Origin of the sequence: Nitratireductor sp. StC3, from assembly GCF_003015025.1 — a bacterium.
Lineage (GTDB): Bacteria > Pseudomonadota > Alphaproteobacteria > Rhizobiales > Rhizobiaceae > Mangrovimarina > Mangrovimarina alexandrii.
This window is the reverse complement of record NZ_PYBP01000006.1, coordinates 197,486-214,955: the sequence shown is the minus strand read 5'-3', so window position 1 is coordinate 214,955 and position 17,470 is coordinate 197,486. Positions and strand designations below refer to the sequence as shown.

Genomic DNA, 17,470 nt, shown 5'->3' with positions numbered 1-17,470 from the left:
CCGCGCGGTCGGGGGAGGATAGGGTTTGCAGGTCAGCGATATTTACGCATTTCCCGATCGATATTCTGCGCCGCGCGGGCGAGGGTGTCGCGCACATCGGCGCCGGTCTGGATATCCTGCATCGCGGTGCGGAGGAACTCCTCGTATTCGCGATAACCCGGCGTGGCCGGCCGCGGCGTCGCCGTCTCGGCGAGCTCGTGGCGCACGATCGCCCAGGCGGGGTCGACGAAGGTCGTGTCGGCGCGTTCTTCCCAGATCTGCTTGAGGGCCGGCGGGTACTGGCGCAGCTCGAACCACAGATCCATGGCGTCGCGGGTCGACAGCCACTTCACGAATGCGGTCGCCTCGTCCATGTGCGCGGTGCGTGGATTGATGCCGACATGCCAGCTTCCGGTCGGCGTGACCGGCTTGCCCTTGGCGAAATAGGGGTGCGGGGCGACGCCAAAATCCAGGTCCTGGAACTTGTTCAGTCCGACGAGATTCCAGGTGCCGCCGACCATCATCGCCAGCTTGCCGGAGCCGAACATCTCCTGGGTAACGCCGGTCTGGAACGTGCCGACAGGCCCGACCTTGTGCGTCTGGAACAGCGCCTGATACCAGCTCATGGCCTCGACCATGGGCTCGCCGTCGACATAACCGGCCGCCGTCAGGCCATCCGGCCCGATCACTTCCGCGCCCCAGCTCTGCGGCACGGCCAGCAACTGGTAGGGGTTGATGTTTTCGAAGGCGAAGCCGAACTGCGAGCTGTCCGGCCGGGTCAGGTCCCGGGCGAGCGGCACCAGGTCTTCCCAGGTCATCCGCGCGGCGGGATCGGCCGACGGCTCGGGCAGACCCGCTTCGGCGAACAGCTTCTTGTTGTAGAACAGCAATTGCGAGGAGGTGCCGAGCGGCATCGCGTAAAGCGTGTCGTTGTAGGTGCCCTGAACCAGCGTGGTCGGCACGAAGCGGTCGCGCTCGCCCGCCATCAGCTCGCCGAGGTCCAGCAGATGACCGCGCGCGGCGTAGGAGGCGGTCAGGGGACCGTCGACCAGATAGACGTCGGGCGTTTCGTTGCGGGCCTGAAGCCGGACCTCAAGGGTCTTGAACAGCTCGACGATCGGCAGGCGTTCTTCCGCGATCGCCACGCCGCTCTCGTTTTCGAAGGCGGCCATGAGCGGGCGGACCTGTTCCTCGGGCCAGCCCATCCACGGCACCGACAGCGATACCGACTGGGCGTTCAGGCGGCCGAGCGAGCCGATAAAGGCCGTGCCGGCGAGGCCGGCCATGAATTGACGTCTTCCAATATGCATCGTGATCCCCGTTGTTCTTCCAGGCCTAGGGCTTTTGGACTTGCTTCCTCGCGACAACCCGTGCTCTAGGTTGTGCACACGTGTGCATAGATCATAGCAACCGAAAGCGCTAGTCAAGAGGTAGATTTCGCGGCACCCATCGGGTGCTCAGGCACAGCGGAAGGGATTCGACCTTGCAAAAGGATGGCAAGAAAGTCCGGTCGATCGAGGTCGCCGAGCTCGCTCAGATCTCGCGCTCGACCGTGTCGCGGGCGCTGGCCGGCGACGCGCGCATTTCCGAGGCGACCCGCGATCGCGTGCTGGCCGCAGCGCGCCAGCTCGGATATCGGCCCAATCTGATCGCGCGCGGCCTCAAGAACCAGAGCACCGGCATCGTCGGCGTGGTGGTGACCGATCTGGAAAACGCCTATCACGCGCACGCCTTGCAGCTTCTTGTCGAAAAGCTCGGCGCCGGGCGGCTGGCGCCTCTCGTGTTTGCCTGCAACACGGTCGAGGGGGCCGAAAACGCCATCGCGCGGCTGATGAGCTACCAGGTCGACGCAGTCGTTGCGCTGGCCGCGCCGTTTAGCGACGAGATCGTGAAAAGCTGCGTGGCGGGCGAAAAACCGCTCGTCTTGATGAACCGCCATGACGGCGACGAGAATGTCGGCGTTGTCGCCGGCGACGGGCTAGCGGCCGGCGCGATGGTGGCCGACCATCTGGTCGCGCGCGGCGCGCGGCGCTTCGCCTTTCTCGGCGGCGAGGACAACAGCTTCATCAGCAAGGAGCGCGAACGGGGTTTCACCGACCGTCTCGTCTCACACGGCTTCGATCTCGCCGTGAGCCTGTCGAGCCGCTACAGCTATGCTGAGGCGCGTGTGGTGGCGGCCGATATTCTGCGCGCCGCGCCTGACGCGGTTTTCTGTGCCAACGACACGCTCGCCTTCGCCCTGCTCGACGCTGCTCGCGCAGCGGACGCGCCGGAGGGTGAGCGGCCGATGGTGGTCGGCTACGACAATTCCGCGTTGGCGGGCTGGCCTTCCTACGACCTGACCTCGGTGGATCAAAATCTCGAGGCGATGACGTCGCGCACGGTCGAGGCGGCGTTCGCGATGATTGCCGCGCCGGACGCGGTCGCCGAACGCCAGACGATCGCCCCGTTCCTGGTCGAGCGCGGCTCCACCAGCTCCCGAAACAGTTCTAGGACACGATGATGCACAAGGTACTGATCGACTGCGACCCCGGCCACGACGATGCGACGGCGATCCTTTATGCGGCGCGCCATCTCGATCTGGTGGGCGTGACCACGGTCTACGGCAACCAGTCGGTCGACAAGACGACAGCCAACGCCTTGTCCATTCTCACCCTGCTGGGGCTCGACATACCGGTGGCGCGCGGCTGCGACCGTCCGCTCAACGGCATTTTCCGGCATGGCGGTGACGTTCACGGCAAGACGGGCATAGACGGGGCCGAACTGCCCGCGCCGGCGCGCGGTCCCGTCGACGCCCACGCGGTCGACTTCATCATCGACACGGCCAAGCAGCATCGCGGCGAACTCGTCCTGTGTCCCATCGGGCCGTTCACCAATGTCGCCCTCGCCCTGCGCAAGGAGCCGCAGCTCGCCCGTTGGCTGCGGGGCATCAGCGTCATGGGCGGCACGACCCAGATCGGCAACACGACCCCGGTGGCCGAGTTCAACGTGTGGAGCGACCCCGAGGCGGCCGACATCGTGTTCCGCAGCGATATTCCGCTGTGGATGGTCGGTCTCAACGTGACCCGCAAGGTCGGCCTGTGCGAACAGGATGTCGCCCGGCTATCGGAAGGCGGGCGCGTGGCGCGCGTCTTCGGCGGACTGTTCGGGTTTTTCCGCAACCAGTTGCGCGAGATACACGGGCTCGACACCGCCTCGCTGCACGATCCCTGCGCGCTGGTGCCCTTCATCGCTCCCGACCTGATCACCTATCGGCAAGCGCCGGTGGAGATCGAGCTCGGACAGGGGCCGGCGCGCGGCATGACCGTGTGCGATTTCCGCAATCTGACGACACGCAAGCTCGAAAACATCAAGCCGCGCGCGCCGGCGAACTGCAGCGTCGCGGTGGAGGTCGAGGACCGCGCGCTTGTCGAGCATATTCTCGCAGCCATCCTCGGCTGGCCGGACCATGCGCCGGCGGCCGCTGCCGTGCCCAGCCCGGTCTAACGCGGTCGCCCGGCCGCAATTGTATCCCCGACACAACAACCGCACCGGCATTTCATTCCGCTGGTCAATAGTTTTCGGGCACCCTTTGCATAGGATCGAACGAGACCGGCCGGATACGGAGGTGTCCGGCCGTATGGTCCTTACGAGCAATTTTCGATCCGGGAGGGGTAAATGATCTGGAGAAAAACGTTCCACGCCTGTGTGGCCGCGGCGGCGATGCTGTTGGCGACCGGCGCGCAAGCCGAGACCGTGCTGCGGTTCGGCCATCCCAATGTCGCCGGCGAGATGTCGAGCAAACTCTACGATGAGTTCGTCGCGCGGATCGCAGAACGCACGAATGGCGAGATCACCATCCAGGTCTTCCCGGGCGAGCAGCTCGGCAAGGAAACCGAGATGGTGCAGCAATTGCGCGACGGCGTGCTCGACATGACCGCCGCCTCGATGGCCGCCACGAGCACGCTGGTTCCGGCGATGGAAATCCCGAGCGCGCCGTTCCTGTGGCAGAACTGGCTCGAGGCCGAGGCGGTGATTTCCGGCGCCGCGATGCAGCCGGCCTTCGACGAGCTGGAGGAAAAGCACAATATCATCCCGCTAACCAAGATCTGGTACTGGGGCTGGCGCAATTTCACGCTTTCGGACAAGCCGGTGCGCACGCCCGACGACATGGCGGGCCTGAAGATCCGGGTGCCGGAATCGCCGGTCTGGGTCGAGATGATCCGCGGCATCGGCGCGGCGCCGACGCCGATCCCATTCAGCGACGTCTATACCGCGTTGCAGCAGGGCACAGTCGACGGCCAGGAAAACCCGATTCCGACCATCTATGCCCGCAAGTTCTACGAGGTGCAGGGTTATATCGTGATGTCGCGACACATGCTGCAGAACAATATGATCCTGATGAACAAGGAGACGATGGCCCGCCTCGACCCGCGCCATCAGCGCATCATTCTGGAAGAGGTCGGCGCGGCCTCGGCGAAGATGACGCTGCTTCAGCAGCGGGCCGAGGAAAACATGCTGAAGGAGATCGCCGCCACGACCGAAATCGCCATCATCGACGATCCCGACAGGGCCGCCTTCGCCGAAAGGTCGACGGAAGCCGTCTTTGCCGCGCTCGCCGAACGGTGGGGCGAAGACCGGATCGCCGCTGTGCGCGAAACCATCGCGACGATCCGCGGACAGTAAGCCGCCTTCGACGCCGGACCGCGTAGGCGGTCCGGCATTCCTCGCCTATCCGCGGAGGCCCGGTTGAAAACGCTGGTTCTGTGGCTCGACGACCGGGTCAGGGAGATCGAGTATCATGCGCTGTGGCTGTTGCTGGCCGCGATTTTCATCATCCTGACCGCCACCGTCTTCTTCCGCTATGTGCTTGGCGCGCCGATCACCTGGACGGAAGAGTTTTTGACCATGCTGTTTACCTGGATGGTCTTCATCGGCGCCAGTTCCGCGCTGTCGACCCACCAGCATATCCGCATCGACATCGTGCTGCGCCTGTTGCCGCCGCGCTACGCGCTGGTCGCGTCGATCGTGGCGGTTCTCACCTGCCTGGCCGTGTTCTGGGTGACCATTCATTACGGTCTCAAATATGCGCGGACCACCTGGGGCGACCTGACGCCGATGATGGGCGTCACCTTCGGTTTCTATACGCTCGCCCTGCCCGTCACCAGCATGTGCGCGGCACTGCACGTGATCCGCGCTTGCGTGGACGACGGGGTGCGCACGGCTTTGATGAGCACCATCGAGGCCCAGGCCGGCGAGGGGGATGAGGCATGATCGCGACGTTGCTGCTTCTGCTTCTTCTACTCCTGCTGGTCGGCGTGCCGACGGCCTATGCGCTCGCCGCCTCGGCGATCGCCGTGATCTGGCTGGAAGGCATTCCGTTGACGATCGCCGTGCAGCGCATGACGGCCGGCGTCCAGTCCTTCCCGCTGCTTGCCATTCCGCTGTTCATCCTCGCCGGAACGCTGATGAACGCGTCGGGCATTTCGGAGCGCTTGTTCGCCCTGACCGGCGCGCTGGTCGGCCATATTCGCGGCGGCATGGCCTATGTGAACGTGCTGACCAACGTCTTCATGTCGGGGATTTCGGGATCGTCGCTCGCCGACTGCGCCGCCACCACCCGGGTGTTCGTGCCGCAGATGATCAAGCACGGCTACGACAAGGGGTTCAGCGTCGGGCTGACGGCGTCGGCGGCCGTGCTGGCGCCGATCATCCCGCCGTCGATCCTACTGGTCATCTATGGCTGGCAGGCCAATGTGTCGATCGGCGACCTGTTCGTCGCCGGCATCGTGCCGGGGCTGGTGATCGCGACCGCGCTGGTCGTGACCGTGGCCGTGATGACACGGCTGCGCGGGTTCGGGCGCGGCGCGGCCTTTTCGGCCGGCACGTTGCGGAGCGCCTTTTTCGACGCGTCGTGGGCGTTGCTGATGCCGGTGATCATCATCGTCGGCTTCCGCATGGGCATTTTTACCGCGACCGAGGTCGCGGCGATCGCCGCCGCCTATGCCTTTCTGGTCGGCCTGCTCGTCTATCGCACGCTGAAGGTTCTGGAACTGCCGCGCGTTTTCGCCAACGCGGCCCGCGACACCTCGTCGATCCTGGTGATCGCGGCCACGGCGGCGCCGTTCGGCTGGATCCTCTCGATCGGCCAGGCGCCGCAGCAACTCCTGTCGTTCCTGTCCGGCGTTTCGGACAATCCGATGCTCATCCTGCTTTTGATCAACATCATCCTGCTCGTGCTCGGCACGTTCATGGAGACGCTGGTGCTGATCATCATTCTGGTGCCGATCCTGCTGCCGCTGATCGAGACCCTGGGCATCGACCCCGTCCATTTCGGCATCGTGATGATCATCAACCTGGTCATCGGCCAGCTGACGCCGCCGCTGGGGGTGCTGATGTATGTGACCTGCGGCATATCGGGAACCAGCATCGGCCAGTTCATGCGCGCGATAAAACCGTTTCTGGTCGCGTTAATCATCGCGCTGCTGGCGATCACCTACATCCCCGCGCTCGCGCTCTACCCGACCGCCTTGCTGCGATAGGCCGGCTGCCGGCGGCTCGTGGCCGGCAACAAAAAACGCCCCGCAGGCGGCGGGGCGTCGAGAAGGGGGCTCGCTGGCCTGAGGCGCGGGACGCCGGACACGCCCGGCGCTATGACGCCTATTCAGGCGACGGTGTTGCGCAGCCGGCCGATCTTGTCGATTTCGACGACCATCTCGTCGCCGGACGCCATCGGCCCGACGCCGGAGGGCGTGCCGGTGATGATCAGGTCGCCCGGGAACAGGGTCATGATGCCCGACACGAATTCGAAGATCCGCCCGATCGGGAAAATCATGTCGTTGGTGTTGGACGACTGGCGCAACTCGCCGTTCTGCCACAGCTTGATGTCGACATTGTCCGGGTCGAGATCGGTGGCAATGCAGGGGCCGACCGGCTTGTAGGTGTCGAAGGACTTGGCGCGCGTGAACTGGCCGTCCTTCTTCTGCAGGACGCGGTTCGACACGTCGTTGGCGCAAGTATAGCCGAGAATGTGCTTTGCGGCGTCGCCGGCCGCGACGTTGCGGGCCTTCGTGCCGACGACGATGCCGATCTCGGCCTCGAAATCGATCCGGTCGCCGGCGTTGTCGAGCCGGATCTCCTCGCCGTCGGCGATGATCGCGGACGGCGCGCACATGAACAGCATCGGTTCTTCGGGAACCGGCACGCCCGACTCCTCGGCGTGCAGCGTGTAATTGAGGCCCACACAGACGAGCTTGCTCGGCGTCACCGGCGCCAGCAGGCGTACCGCTTCGAGCGGCAGCACCTGGCCGGTCCTGTCGATGCCGTCGAAGGGCGGTTTTGACAGGACGGCGACCGAATCGCCTTCAAGCAGCCCGTAGGACGCGCTGCCCTGGTGGGAAAAACGAACGATCTTCATGAAGTCACCTCTTTAGGGGTCGCGTCAGGCGCGAGCGGGAAAATAGGGGCGCATCGCCTCGAAACTGGCCGCGATCGCATGCGCGGCATCGGGCACCTGGAAGGTCTCGACCGTCACGTAGCCGTCGAAGCCACTGTCGATCACGGCCCGCATCGCGGCCTCGATGTCGTAGGCGCCGTCGCCGACCGGGAGCCGGTCGGAATCGGTGATGTGGAAATGCCGGAACAGGACGCCCGCCTCGCGGATCGCGTCGGCCACCGTTTCCCGCTCGGTCAGGATATGGGCGGTGTCGAGCATCACGGAGAGGCTCGGCACGCCAAGCGCGCGCACGAAGTCGCAGGTCTCGCGCGTGGTCAAGAGGCAGTTGGCGTAGTGGCGGTTCACCGGCTCCAGCACGATCGGCACGTCGGCGAAGGCGCCGGCGCATTGTTCGATCGCCCTGCCGATCCACTCCAGGGTCTGGCGTGGCTCGACATCGTCCGTGTAGCGCCCGCGCAGCCGGCCGACATTGACCATGGCGCCATATTCGGCGGCAAGATCCATCGACGCCTTCATGCGCTCGATCGCCTCCCGGCGGCGGAGCGGGTCGGGGTCGGCGAAGGAGAGACCGTCCTGGCCGTAGACCTCGCCGGTGCACACGGCCGGCATGTCGAGACCGGCGGCGCGGATCGCGCCGGCGAGCGCGCGCCGGTCGACCCGGCCGGGATCGCACACCAAAAGCTCGACGCCGGTATAGCCGGTTGCGGCGATGGTGTGCATCGTCGCCTCGACCGGGCCCTGGACGGCGGTCACTTTGGCGGGCGCCACGTCGGGCGTGGCGTACATGTAGGCAAGCTTCATGGCTGCTGGAACCGGAAGTCGTTCTGTTCGGCCAGCTTCTGGTGGATCACTTCCTTACGCACCACGCTGACATTGGGGATGGCGAATTCCTGGATGTTGAAATACTCCGCCTTCGCCTCCTTGCCGTTGGCGACGTCGAGCACCAGCTCGACGATTTCCTCGCCGACCTGCTTGAGCGACTTGGTGCCTTCGAGTACGTCGCCGGCGCTGAGGTCGATGTCCTCGCGCAGGGCCTTGTAGGTGTCGTTGTTGGAGCTGATCTTGAGCACCGGCGCGATGCACGATCCGGTCGGCGTGCCCTTGCCGGTGGTGAACAGCACCATATGGGCGCCGCCGGCAACCTTGCCGGTCACCGAGGCGATGTCGAAACCGGGCGTGTCCATGATGACCACGCCCTTTTCGGTCGGCCGTTCGCCATATTTGACGATCTGGACGATCGGCTGGGTGCCGGCCTTGTAGATGCAGCCGAGCGATTTCTCCTCGATCGTGGTCAGGCCACCCTCGATATTGCCCGGGGAGATGAAGACGCCGCTGTCGTCCTGCGTGGTCATCGACAGCTCGATCTCGTATTCCTTGATCAGCGCCATCAGGTCCTGCTTGATCCTGTCGGTCTTGCCGCGTCGCCACAGGACCCGTTCGGCGCCGACCATCTCGGTGATTTCCGACAGCACCACCGTGCCGCCGGCGCCGACCAGGATGTCGGCGGCCTCGCCGACGGCGGGATTGGCCGTCAACCCGGAAAACGCGTCCGAGGAGCCGCATTCCAGCGCCACGATCAATTCGCTGACATCGCCCTCGTCGCGGGGTTCTGCGGCGATCTCGCCCTTAAGACGCTCGACGATTTCGATGCCGGTGTCGCGCGTGGAGCGCGCGCCGCCCTGCTTCTGGACGATCAGCATCTCGACCGGCTTGCCGGTCGATGCGATCGCGTCGGCGATGCGCCGGGCGGAGGCGGTTTCGCAGCCAAGGCTGACCACCAGCACGGCGCCGACATTCTGGTGGCGGCCATGGCCGATGAACGTGTCCTCGGTGGTGGTGTTTTCCTCCGCGTCGAAGGTGCAGCCATAGGGATGCATGAAGGTCACCGCCCCGGTCTTGGAGGCGATGTCGAGCGCGACCCGGTTGACGCAGGAGACGGTCGGGATGACGAGGATGTGGTTGCGGATGCCGATCGAGCCGTCGGCGCGGCGATAGCCCTTGAATTTCATGTCAGTCACCTTGCTGTTGCGCATGGTTTGTGTCGAATCGGCGACCTTTGGCGCCGCGGCAATTGTGCACATGCACCCAATGGCCGGCGGAGATCGGCTTTGTGGCGATGCCGATGACCTCGCCGTATTTGTGGATTTCCTCCTGGGCGGCGATGTCGCGCAGCGCGATCTTGTGGCCGCGCGGAATGCGCTCCTCCACCTTCAGCGGCCGGCCGTTGCCGATGCCCGACACGATCACCGTCTCTGACGGCAAAAGCTCGACCGTGGCGGTCGCGACATGGTCGCTTTCCTTGATCTGGATGGCTGTCTTTTCCAACATCACACTCCTGGATGGCTCGCCGGCCCGACCTAAAGGAAGAGGCTCGGCAGGAAGGTCGACAATTGCGGGAACAGGATCGTCAGGATCAGTACCACGATCATCGCCGCAAGGAACGGGAGCACGGCGCGCGAGGCCTCGGCGAAGCGGACTTCGGCGATCTTGGCCGCCGTCATCAGCGTGACCCCGAGCGGCGGCGTGTTGGCGCCGATGCACAGATTGACCACGAACATGACGCCGAAATGCAGCGGGTCGATGCCGTATTGCTGGACCACCGGCATCAGAATCGGAATCAGGATGATGATCAGCGCGTTGCTTTCCATGAACGTGCCCAGCAACAAAAGCAGGAAGTTGAGCATGATCAGGAAGGTGAGCGGATCGGGCGCGACCGCGGCGAAGAAGGCGGTCAATTGCTGCGGGATCTGCTCCGTGGTCACGATCCAGGCGAACAGGTGCGAGATCGCGACGATGAGCTGCACCGGCACCGCGATGCGCAGCACCTGCATGCTGATTTCGGGCAGATCGGTGAGCTTGACCTCGCGATAGACCACCGCCGAGAGGAAAAACGCATAGACGACCGCGAGTACGGCGGCCTCGGTGACGGTGACGATGCCGCCGAGGATGCCGCCGAGTATGATCACCGGTAGGAGCAGCGGCAGGACGGAGTCCGAAACCGCGGCGACGAATTCGCGCCAGGTGGCGCGCTCGCCCTTGCCGTAGCCGCGGCGGCTGCTGATGAGCAGCGAGACCATGATCAGCAGGAACGCCATCAGCAGGCCGGGAACCAGCCCGCCGATCAGCAGGCCGGCGATCGAGATATTGCCGGTCGCGCCGAGGATGACCATGGTCAGGCTCGGCGGAATGAGCGAGGCGAGCACGCCGCTGCAGCCCTGAAGCGCGGCGGCGAAGCCGGCCGCATAGCGCTTGGCCTTCATGGCCGGGATCATGATCGAGCCGATCGCGGCGGTGTCGCCGATCGCCGAACCGGACAGGGCGCCGAACAGCGCGCTGCCGGCGACCGTGACCGCGGCGAGCCCGCCCGAAATATGTCCGATGACGGCGTTGGCGAGCCGCATCATGCGCTGGGTGATGCCGCCGTGCTCCATCAGCACGCCGGCGAACACGAACATGGGAAGCGCCAGGAACGGGTACGAATAGATGCCGGTTGCCGCGCGCTGCGCGACCAGGGCGATGTTGATGTCCTTGACCAGGACATAGCTCAGGCAGGCGAAGCCGATCGCAAAGGCGATCGGGACGTTGATGACGATCAGTCCGAGAAGGAGGACGAACAGGACGATGCTCATGATTGCTTCTCCCGCACCGTGCTGCCGCGCAGCGCTTGCACCAGGGCCTCGAGAGAGACCAGCACGAGTAGGCCGCCGCCGATCAGGACGCCGATATATTGCCAGGCGCTGGAAATCTTCAGGCCGGGCATGATCGATTCTCTGGCCGTCTCGGCGATGACGAAGGCGCCGTAGGTCAGCGCGCAATTGAAGGCCAGCACCACCAGCGCGCCAACGATCTGCGCCAGGCGATTGAGAGCCGGCGGCAGCCATTCAACGAACTGGTCGATGGCGACGTGTTCCCGGCGCTCCAGCATCAGCGCCGAGCCCAGGAACGTCATCCACACCATCAACAGCAGGGCCAGTTCCTCCGACCAGACCAGAGGCGACTGCAAAAGGTAGCGCCAGATGACCTGGGCGAACATCACGCCCGTGATCGCCAACAGCATCAGCATAAGCAGCCATTGGACGATCCTGACGAGAAGCCGCTTTGCGGCATGCAAGGCTTGCGTCATTGCCGATATCATCCCGATGCTCGCGGGCCGACCCGACGCCGGCCCGCGAGATGTTCAACTAGTTGGAGTATTTGCGGACGATTGCGAGTAGGTCTTCACCGAAGACACTCTCGTATTTCTCCCACACCGGCTGGACCATTTCCTGGAACGCGGCGGGGTCGGGCCGCGTGACCTTCATGCCTTCCGCTTCGAGCTTGGCGAGAACCTCCTCGTCGCTCTTGCGGATCATCTCGCGTTCCTTTTCCTTCCAGATCTCCGCCTTCTCGCGCAGGATGGTCTGCTGCTCGTCGGTGAGCTTGTCCCAGGCCTGCTTGGAAATCGTCAGGATCGCCGAGCCCCAGATATGGCCCGACAGCGCCAGGTTTTCCTGCACCTCGTAGAATTTCGAGGCGTAGATCGTCGCCAGCGGATTTTCCTGACCGTCGACGACGTTCTGCTGCAGGGAGGTGAACACTTCCGAAAACGCCATCGGCGTCGGCAGCGCGCCGAGCTCGCGGAAGGTATCGAGGCGCAGTTCGGCTTCGGGCACGCGCAGCTTGATGCCCTTCAGATCCTCCGGCGTTTCGATCGGACGGGCCGAATTGGTGATGTGGCGGTAGCCGCTTTCCCACCAGCTGAGCGTGTTGATGTTCTTGGTCGCCAGGATCTCGGCCAGCGCGTCGCCGAGCTCGCCGTCGACGGCGGCATAGGCCTTCTCGCGGGTCGGCCAGGCATAAGGCAGTTCCTCGATGATCAGCCGTTTGTCGAGCACCTGCAGGGCGCCGGTGCCGAACAAGCCCATCTCGACGGTGCCGAGCTGGAGCCCTTCGGCGACTTCACGGTCGCCGCCAAGCTGCGAACTCGGATAGACCTGGATGACGACTTCGCCGTCGGTCGCCGCGGCCACGTCCTTGGACAGGCCCTCGAGCGCGATCTGCCAGGGATGGTCGGCGGCGAAAACATGCCCCACCTTCAAGGTGGTTTCGGCCTGGGCGATGCCGGTTCCGAGCACGGTTCCGGCCCCCAGCAATGCAGCCGCGAGCGCGGCCTTGGTCTTTGCGATACAGATCATGATCTCCCTTTCCTCCTGTTAGCTTCTGCTCAAAAACCGCCCGATGATCCGGCGGTAGATCTCGATCGCGCCGAAATAGGCGTCGATGGCGAGGTGTTCGTCGGTCTGATGCGCCTGTTCCGGCGCGCCGGGTCCGAGAATGACGATGTCGCCGCCATGGGCGGCGAAGGCCGAGGCGTCGGTGAAATATTGCGCGCCGCGCACCGTGTCCGTGCCGGGCGCCCGTTCGGCCAACACCGACCGGCAGTCGGCGACGATTCTGGAGGCCTCGTCGGTCAGTAGGCCGGGCAGATCGAGCGTGGTTTCGATTTCGAAACGCGCTTGCGGGTCCTCCATGGCAAGCGCGGCGGCCATCGCCTCGATGCGGGCGACGATGGCGCGGTGGTCCTGTCCCGGCACGGTGCGGATGTCGATGGTCATCCGGCACAGGTCGGGAATGACATTGGTGTTGCTGCCGCCGTTGAAGGTGGTGACGGCAAAGGTCGGATCCGACAGAAGCGGCGTGGTGGAGCCGCCGAGATCGAGCGATTTGAGGCGCTCGTAAAACAGATGCAGCTTGTCGACGGCATTGGTGCCGGCCGTCGGCATCGAGCCGTGCGCGGTCCTGCCGAAGCTGGTCACGCGCAGCCACAAAACGCCCTTGTGCGCGATCACCAGGCCGTTGCTTGTCGGCTCGGCGATGATCATGGCGTCGAATTCGGGAATCTGCCGCTCGCGCACCATGGTGGCCGCGCCGAGCGCGCCGACCTCCTCGGCATAGGTGGCGGCGAACACCAATTCGCCGCACCACTGGTCGGGCGCGATTTCCTTCTGCCGCATGAAGGCGTAGAGCAACGCCAGCAGGCCGCCTTTCATGTCGGCCGTGCCGCGGCCGTAGACATGGCCGTCGTCGACGGCCCCCGAAAAGGGGTCGTGTTTCCAAGGCGCGTCGCCGATCGGCACGGTGTCGAGATGTCCACTCAGAACAAGTCGCGGACCGGGCGCGCCGCCCTTCAAGGTCGCGATCAGGTTCGCCTGGTGTTCGTTCTCCCGGAAAATCTGCGCCGCAATGCCCGCCTCGGCCAGTCGCGCCTCGATGATGCGGGCCAGAACGATCTCGTTGCCGGGCGGCGAAACGGTGTTGCAGCCAACGACCTGCTGAAGAAAGGCAAGCGCGTCGCACGGCGCCTCCGCCACCGCGAGGTCGTTGTTCTTCACCAGTCCACTCTCCCTTAAACCGACGGCAACCCTATCGGCTCGAGGGCGAAAAACTATTGACCACGGGCATGAATCGATGGCTAATTTTTTTGTATCTAAAATACAAATATAAGCCGACAAGAGTCCCGTATCGATACGGGGGCAAGGAAAGGGAGCGCAGGTCATGGCGTTGACCGTCGGGCAGATTCTCACGTTGCCCGCAATGCAGAACGGATCGTTGCTGGCCGGCCGGAAAGGGCTCGACCGCGTCGTCGAAACCGCGACGGTGCTCGACGCACCCGACGCCGTGCGGTGGCTGCGCGGACAGGAACTGGCCCTGACCTCGACCTATCCGCTGCTTCAATTGCGCCACCGGCTCGACCGGTTCGTCCACGAGCTGGTCGAGCATGGCGCGTCGGGGCTCGGCCTCAAGCTGAACCGCTACATGAAGCGCGTGCCGCAAAAGATGATCGACAGCGCCGACGCGCTCGATTTTCCCATCATCGTGGTTCCCGAAGACGTTGCCTGGGTGGAGATCATCACGCCGGTGATGTCGAAGTTCTTCGAAGCCAAGGCCGGCAAGGTCGCGCAGCCCGAACTGCTCGGCGGCCGCTTCAGCCAGACGATGCTGGCGGATTCGGCCCTGCAGGATCTGCTCGGCGACCTCAACGCGCTGCTGGCCAACCCGGTGATGGTGATCAGTCCGATGGACGGCCTGGCGCTGAGCGCGCCGACCAATCCCGAGCCGGATATGCAGGACGCGCTGGCGCTTCTGGAGGAGGAGGGCTGGGCGAGCGAGACGATCGACGCCAAGAACGCGCTCACTCGCCGCACGGGGCGTCGCACGAGCATCGTCTTTACGCCTTACGAACAGGCGAACGGCATGACCGGCACGCTGGTCGTCGTGGAACGCAACCGCAGGCTGAGCGATAAGGAGCTGGACCATCTGAGCTACGCGAAAGTTCTGATATCGCTTAAAATTCGTCAGATCCGGGCCGACCAGAGCGTCATCTTCGAACGGCAGAACGAATTCGTCCTGTCGTTGATCGACCGCAGCACGGGCAGCCAGACCCGGGCGGCGCTGGCGGCGCGCTACAGCGCCATGGGCAAGCGCTTGCACGCGCGTTACATCGGCGTGGTGGTCGCCTTCCACGATATCGGGACCGACCGCTTTCGCGCGCTTTCCAACGCCTTGCGGGTGCATTTCTCCAAGCACAGCGAGACCATCACCGGTGTCATCCGCAACGATCGCGTCGTCATACTGGTTCCCGAGGACGACGAGCGGCTGTGCCAGCCGGACGTCTTCAAGGAACAGATCGACACCAGACTGTTGAAGATCGGCGCGCAGGAAGTGGTCTGGTCGGCGGGTGTCAGCCAGGTCACCGCGGTGGAGCATTTCTACCGCGCCTACGAGCAGGCCGAACAGGCGCTCGAGCACGGCCGAAACACCAGCAAGGCCGGCGCGGTGCATCTTTACGACGAGACCGGGTTTTATCGGCTGTTTTCCAAAAGCGCGATGCAACCGGACGTGCATCGCTTCGTCCATGAGTGGCTGGGCATGCTGATCGATCACGACGAGACGCACCGGATCGACCTGATCGAGACGTTCCGGGTCTTCCTGGATTGCAACGGCAATTACCGCGAGACGGCGCGGCTGCTCAACATCCACCACAACACGGTGCGCTATCGGATCTCGCAGATCAACGAGATGACCGGTGAAAAGGCCCTGCAACCGAAAATGCGGCTGCACTATCACCTGGCGCTGAAATTGCTGCCTCTGGTCTCCTGAGCAGGCTGCGGGGTGGCCGCGTGTCGGTCGGCGTCGCCGGGTGCTCTTGTAAATGTTCTTGTTTTGTTTCAGGCTTGCGCAACGATCGAATGGGGCGAGCCGGCGCGTGCGGCTTGAAAGCGGAAGCGGGCGGGTGTGGAGGCAAGGCCCGTGCCGTGCGTTCCCGAACAAACCCTTCCCATTCAGGGCGTATTCGATTTCGTTCGGGATTTTCCCGTCAGGCCGAAACGGCCGGAGCGGCTGTTTTTCGCGATCTTTCCGGATCCGCAGTCGGCTGCACAGGCTTGGCGCCTGGCGGATCGACTCGTCGCCGAAAACCGGCTGCGGCAAGACCGGCTCGGCGCGCAGCGTCTGCACATTTCCCTGCATCATGTCGGCGATTATGGGCGCTTGCGCGAGAAATTCGTCTATGCCGCGCGCCAGGCGGGAAACGCCGTCGCGATGCCGCCGTTCGAGGTGAGCCTGCGTTTCGCCGCCACCTTCGAGGCTCCACGTCGTCGGCCGCTCGTTCTGCTTGGCGACGATCCTCCGCTGTTTGCGCTTTATGAGCGGCTCGGGGATGCCATGCGGGCAAACGGCTTGCGGGCGGGGCGCCAATTCGTTCCGCATATGACGCTGTCCTATGGCCACGCAGCGGTCGCCAGGCGCGCGATCGCGCCGGTCCGGTTTTGGGTGCGCGGCTTCGCGCTCGTTCACAGTAAGCTATGGCTTACGCAATATACGGTGCTGGCGCGTTGGAACCTGTGCGGTTGACACGGTTGCGGCCCGGACCCGGTGATTCTCCACAGGGATGACATTTTGACGCAGGTCTAATTGCCGCGCCGCGATGCCGATGAGTTCGTCATTGCCAATCAATCACTTGACGTAACGTCATCGTGTCCGTTCCGCCGGGAAGCGGTGCCGCGCGGGACCGGTTACGTGCGCGCGACCGGCGATGGTGTGGCGTCGCCGCGGAACATCAGGTTATGGTGAGGCGACATCCGGTTTCGGCGCGTCAACGCCGACGGGATGCCGGGAGGAACGGAGAATGGCGGTTGCGCTGGTACTCGTTCTTATTGTCGCCGGCTCGGTCCTGTTTCACATTCTGAGCCCGTGGTGGTGGACCCCGATTGCCTCGAATTGGGGGTATATCGACACCACGCTCGTCATCACGTTCTGGATCACCGGCGTGGTCTTTGCGGCCGTGGTGCTGTTCATGGCCTATTGCGTGTTCCGGTTCCGCCACAAGGAAGGACGCAAGGCGGAGTACGAGCCCGAAAGCAGGAAGCTGGAGACCTGGCTGACGGTCGCCACGGCCCTGGGCGTGGCGGTGATGCTCGCGCCCGGCCTGTTCGTCTGGTACCAGTTCGTCACCGTGCCCGACGACGCTGCCGAGGTCGAGGTCGTCGGCCAGCAATGGCAGTGGAGTTTCCGCCTGCCGGGTGCCGACGGCAAGCTCGGCACGTCGAACAGCCGCCTCGTCTCCTTCGACAATCCGCTGGGCGTCAATCCCGACGACCCGAACGGCCAGGACGATGTCGTAGTCGAGGCCGGCGATCTGCACCTGCCAATCGGCAAGCCGGTCAAGATGCTCTTGCGCTCGATCGACGTGCTGCACGATTTCTACGTGCCGGAATTCCGCGCCAAGATGGACATGGTGCCGGGTACGGTCACCTATTTCTGGTTCACGCCGACCCGCACGGGAACGTTCGACGTGCTGTGCGCGGAGCTGTGCGGCACCGGGCACGGCTATATGCGCGGCACCGTCATCATCGACACGCAGGAAGATTACCAGGTCTGGCTGCAGGAGCAGTCGACTTTCGCGCAGCTGACGGCGCCAGAACAGGTCAGCGTCGCCGGAGATGCACGGCGATGAGCGGGGAGGCGACCGCATAGCAGCGCGCGGCGATCCCGCCGGAAGCGGGCGCCGCACCGACG

The 17,470-nt window shown here is 64.5% G+C and carries 17 protein-coding genes; 8 read left to right on the top strand and 9 right to left on the bottom strand.

Annotation, left to right across the window (positions count from 1 at the left end; translation table 11 throughout):
• Positions 1 to 32: 32 nt before the first annotated feature.
• Positions 33 to 1,265, bottom strand: a complete 1,233-nt coding sequence (locus tag C7T96_RS14935) for a sugar ABC transporter substrate-binding protein (protein WP_158264386.1) — start codon at positions 1,263 to 1,265, stop codon at positions 33 to 35.
• A 197-nt stretch (positions 1,266 to 1,462) separates the two neighbouring features.
• On the opposite strand from C7T96_RS14935, the gene C7T96_RS14930 reads away from it, so the two are divergent.
• The 5 genes from C7T96_RS14930 to C7T96_RS14910 all read left to right on the top strand — a co-directional run bounded on the left by C7T96_RS14930 (position 1,463) and on the right by C7T96_RS14910 (position 6,500).
• The gene (locus C7T96_RS14930) at positions 1,463 to 2,482 is read left to right on the top strand and encodes a LacI family DNA-binding transcriptional regulator (RefSeq protein WP_158264385.1); all 1,020 of its coding nucleotides are present in this window, start codon (positions 1,463 to 1,465) and stop codon (positions 2,480 to 2,482) included.
• Entirely contained in the window at positions 2,479 to 3,465 is a 987-nt protein-coding gene (locus C7T96_RS14925) for a nucleoside hydrolase (RefSeq protein ID WP_106572041.1), read from the top strand. The genes C7T96_RS14930 and C7T96_RS14925 overlap by 4 nt, the downstream gene beginning before the upstream one ends.
• A 171-nt stretch (positions 3,466 to 3,636) precedes the next feature.
• On the top strand, positions 3,637 to 4,644 hold the full coding sequence (locus C7T96_RS14920; RefSeq protein WP_106572040.1) for a TRAP transporter substrate-binding protein: 1,008 nt from the start codon (positions 3,637 to 3,639) through the stop codon (positions 4,642 to 4,644).
• 63 nt (positions 4,645 to 4,707) lie between these two features.
• Entirely contained in the window at positions 4,708 to 5,232 is a 525-nt protein-coding gene (locus C7T96_RS14915) for a TRAP transporter small permease (RefSeq protein WP_106572039.1), read from the top strand.
• A complete protein-coding gene (locus C7T96_RS14910; RefSeq protein ID WP_106572038.1) occupies positions 5,229 to 6,500 on the top strand; it encodes a TRAP transporter large permease in 1,272 nt (423 codons plus the stop codon). The genes C7T96_RS14915 and C7T96_RS14910 overlap by 4 nt, the downstream gene beginning before the upstream one ends.
• A gap of 122 nt (positions 6,501 to 6,622) precedes the next feature.
• Here C7T96_RS14910 and C7T96_RS14905 read toward each other — a convergent pair whose 3' ends face one another.
• The 8 genes from C7T96_RS14905 to C7T96_RS14870 are packed head-to-tail and all read right to left on the bottom strand — an operon-like array spanning position 6,623 to position 13,785.
• Positions 6,623 to 7,375, bottom strand: coding sequence for a fumarylacetoacetate hydrolase family protein (locus tag C7T96_RS14905; protein WP_106572037.1), 753 nt, complete (start codon positions 7,373 to 7,375; stop codon positions 6,623 to 6,625).
• A gap of 24 nt (positions 7,376 to 7,399) precedes the next feature.
• The gene (locus C7T96_RS14900) at positions 7,400 to 8,215 is read right to left on the bottom strand and encodes a sugar phosphate isomerase/epimerase family protein (RefSeq protein WP_106572036.1); all 816 of its coding nucleotides are present in this window, start codon (positions 8,213 to 8,215) and stop codon (positions 7,400 to 7,402) included.
• Positions 8,212 to 9,423: a UxaA family hydrolase gene (locus tag C7T96_RS14895; RefSeq protein WP_158264384.1), complete on the bottom strand. Its 1,212-nt coding sequence runs from the start codon at positions 9,421 to 9,423 to the stop codon at positions 8,212 to 8,214. The genes C7T96_RS14900 and C7T96_RS14895 overlap by 4 nt, the downstream gene beginning before the upstream one ends.
• A 1-nt stretch (position 9,424) precedes the next feature.
• Positions 9,425 to 9,742 carry a UxaA family hydrolase gene (locus C7T96_RS14890; protein WP_106572034.1) on the bottom strand — a complete coding sequence of 106 codons (318 nt, stop codon included), beginning with the start codon at positions 9,740 to 9,742 and terminating at the stop codon, positions 9,425 to 9,427.
• A 29-nt stretch (positions 9,743 to 9,771) separates the two neighbouring features.
• On the bottom strand, positions 9,772 to 11,043 hold the full coding sequence (locus tag C7T96_RS14885) for a TRAP transporter large permease (RefSeq protein ID WP_106572033.1): 1,272 nt from the start codon (positions 11,041 to 11,043) through the stop codon (positions 9,772 to 9,774).
• Complete coding sequence (locus tag C7T96_RS14880; RefSeq protein ID WP_158264383.1) at positions 11,040 to 11,537, bottom strand: TRAP transporter small permease; 498 nt, start codon at positions 11,535 to 11,537, stop codon at positions 11,040 to 11,042. The genes C7T96_RS14885 and C7T96_RS14880 overlap by 4 nt, the downstream gene beginning before the upstream one ends.
• 58 nt (positions 11,538 to 11,595) lie before the next feature.
• On the bottom strand, positions 11,596 to 12,588 hold the full coding sequence (locus C7T96_RS14875; protein ID WP_106572031.1) for a DctP family TRAP transporter solute-binding subunit: 993 nt from the start codon (positions 12,586 to 12,588) through the stop codon (positions 11,596 to 11,598).
• A gap of 18 nt (positions 12,589 to 12,606) precedes the next feature.
• Positions 12,607 to 13,785, bottom strand: coding sequence for a M20 family metallopeptidase (locus C7T96_RS14870; RefSeq protein WP_158264382.1), 1,179 nt, complete (start codon positions 13,783 to 13,785; stop codon positions 12,607 to 12,609).
• Positions 13,786 to 13,948: 163 nt separating this feature from the next.
• Here C7T96_RS14870 and C7T96_RS14865 point away from each other — a divergent pair, with 163 nt between their 5' ends.
• From C7T96_RS14865 to coxB, 3 genes are all read left to right on the top strand, one after another.
• The gene (locus C7T96_RS14865; RefSeq protein WP_106572029.1) at positions 13,949 to 15,553 is read left to right on the top strand and encodes a PucR family transcriptional regulator; all 1,605 of its coding nucleotides are present in this window, start codon (positions 13,949 to 13,951) and stop codon (positions 15,551 to 15,553) included.
• A 135-nt stretch (positions 15,554 to 15,688) separates the two neighbouring features.
• Positions 15,689 to 16,306, top strand: a complete 618-nt coding sequence (locus C7T96_RS14860) for a 2'-5' RNA ligase family protein (RefSeq protein ID WP_106572028.1) — start codon at positions 15,689 to 15,691, stop codon at positions 16,304 to 16,306.
• Between the two features lie 274 nt (positions 16,307 to 16,580).
• The gene (gene coxB / locus C7T96_RS14855) at positions 16,581 to 17,408 is read left to right on the top strand and encodes a cytochrome c oxidase subunit II (protein ID WP_106572027.1); all 828 of its coding nucleotides are present in this window, start codon (positions 16,581 to 16,583) and stop codon (positions 17,406 to 17,408) included.
• Positions 17,409 to 17,470 lie beyond the last annotated feature (62 nt).

Coding starts and splice junctions, on each gene's coding strand:
- C7T96_RS14900 (WP_106572036.1), bottom strand. CDS start 8,215: ATGAAGCTTGCCTACATGTACGCCACGCCCGACGTGGCGCCCGCCAAA.
- coxB (WP_106572027.1), top strand. CDS start 16,581: ATGGCGGTTGCGCTGGTACTCGTTCTTATTGTCGCCGGCTCGGTCCTG.
- C7T96_RS14910 (WP_106572038.1), top strand. CDS start 5,229: ATGATCGCGACGTTGCTGCTTCTGCTTCTTCTACTCCTGCTGGTCGGC.
- C7T96_RS14905 (WP_106572037.1), bottom strand. CDS start 7,375: ATGAAGATCGTTCGTTTTTCCCACCAGGGCAGCGCGTCCTACGGGCTG.
- C7T96_RS14865 (WP_106572029.1), top strand. CDS start 13,949: ATGGCGTTGACCGTCGGGCAGATTCTCACGTTGCCCGCAATGCAGAAC.
- C7T96_RS14920 (WP_106572040.1), top strand. CDS start 3,637: ATGATCTGGAGAAAAACGTTCCACGCCTGTGTGGCCGCGGCGGCGATG.
- C7T96_RS14925 (WP_106572041.1), top strand. CDS start 2,479: ATGATGCACAAGGTACTGATCGACTGCGACCCCGGCCACGACGATGCG.
- C7T96_RS14895 (WP_158264384.1), bottom strand. CDS start 9,423: ATGAAATTCAAGGGCTATCGCCGCGCCGACGGCTCGATCGGCATCCGC.
- C7T96_RS14885 (WP_106572033.1), bottom strand. CDS start 11,043: ATGAGCATCGTCCTGTTCGTCCTCCTTCTCGGACTGATCGTCATCAAC.
- C7T96_RS14880 (WP_158264383.1), bottom strand. CDS start 11,537: ATGACGCAAGCCTTGCATGCCGCAAAGCGGCTTCTCGTCAGGATCGTC.
- C7T96_RS14890 (WP_106572034.1), bottom strand. CDS start 9,742: ATGTTGGAAAAGACAGCCATCCAGATCAAGGAAAGCGACCATGTCGCG.
- C7T96_RS14935 (WP_158264386.1), bottom strand. CDS start 1,265: ATGGCCGGCCTCGCCGGCACGGCCTTTATCGGCTCGCTCGGCCGCCTG.
- C7T96_RS14875 (WP_106572031.1), bottom strand. CDS start 12,588: ATGATCTGTATCGCAAAGACCAAGGCCGCGCTCGCGGCTGCATTGCTG.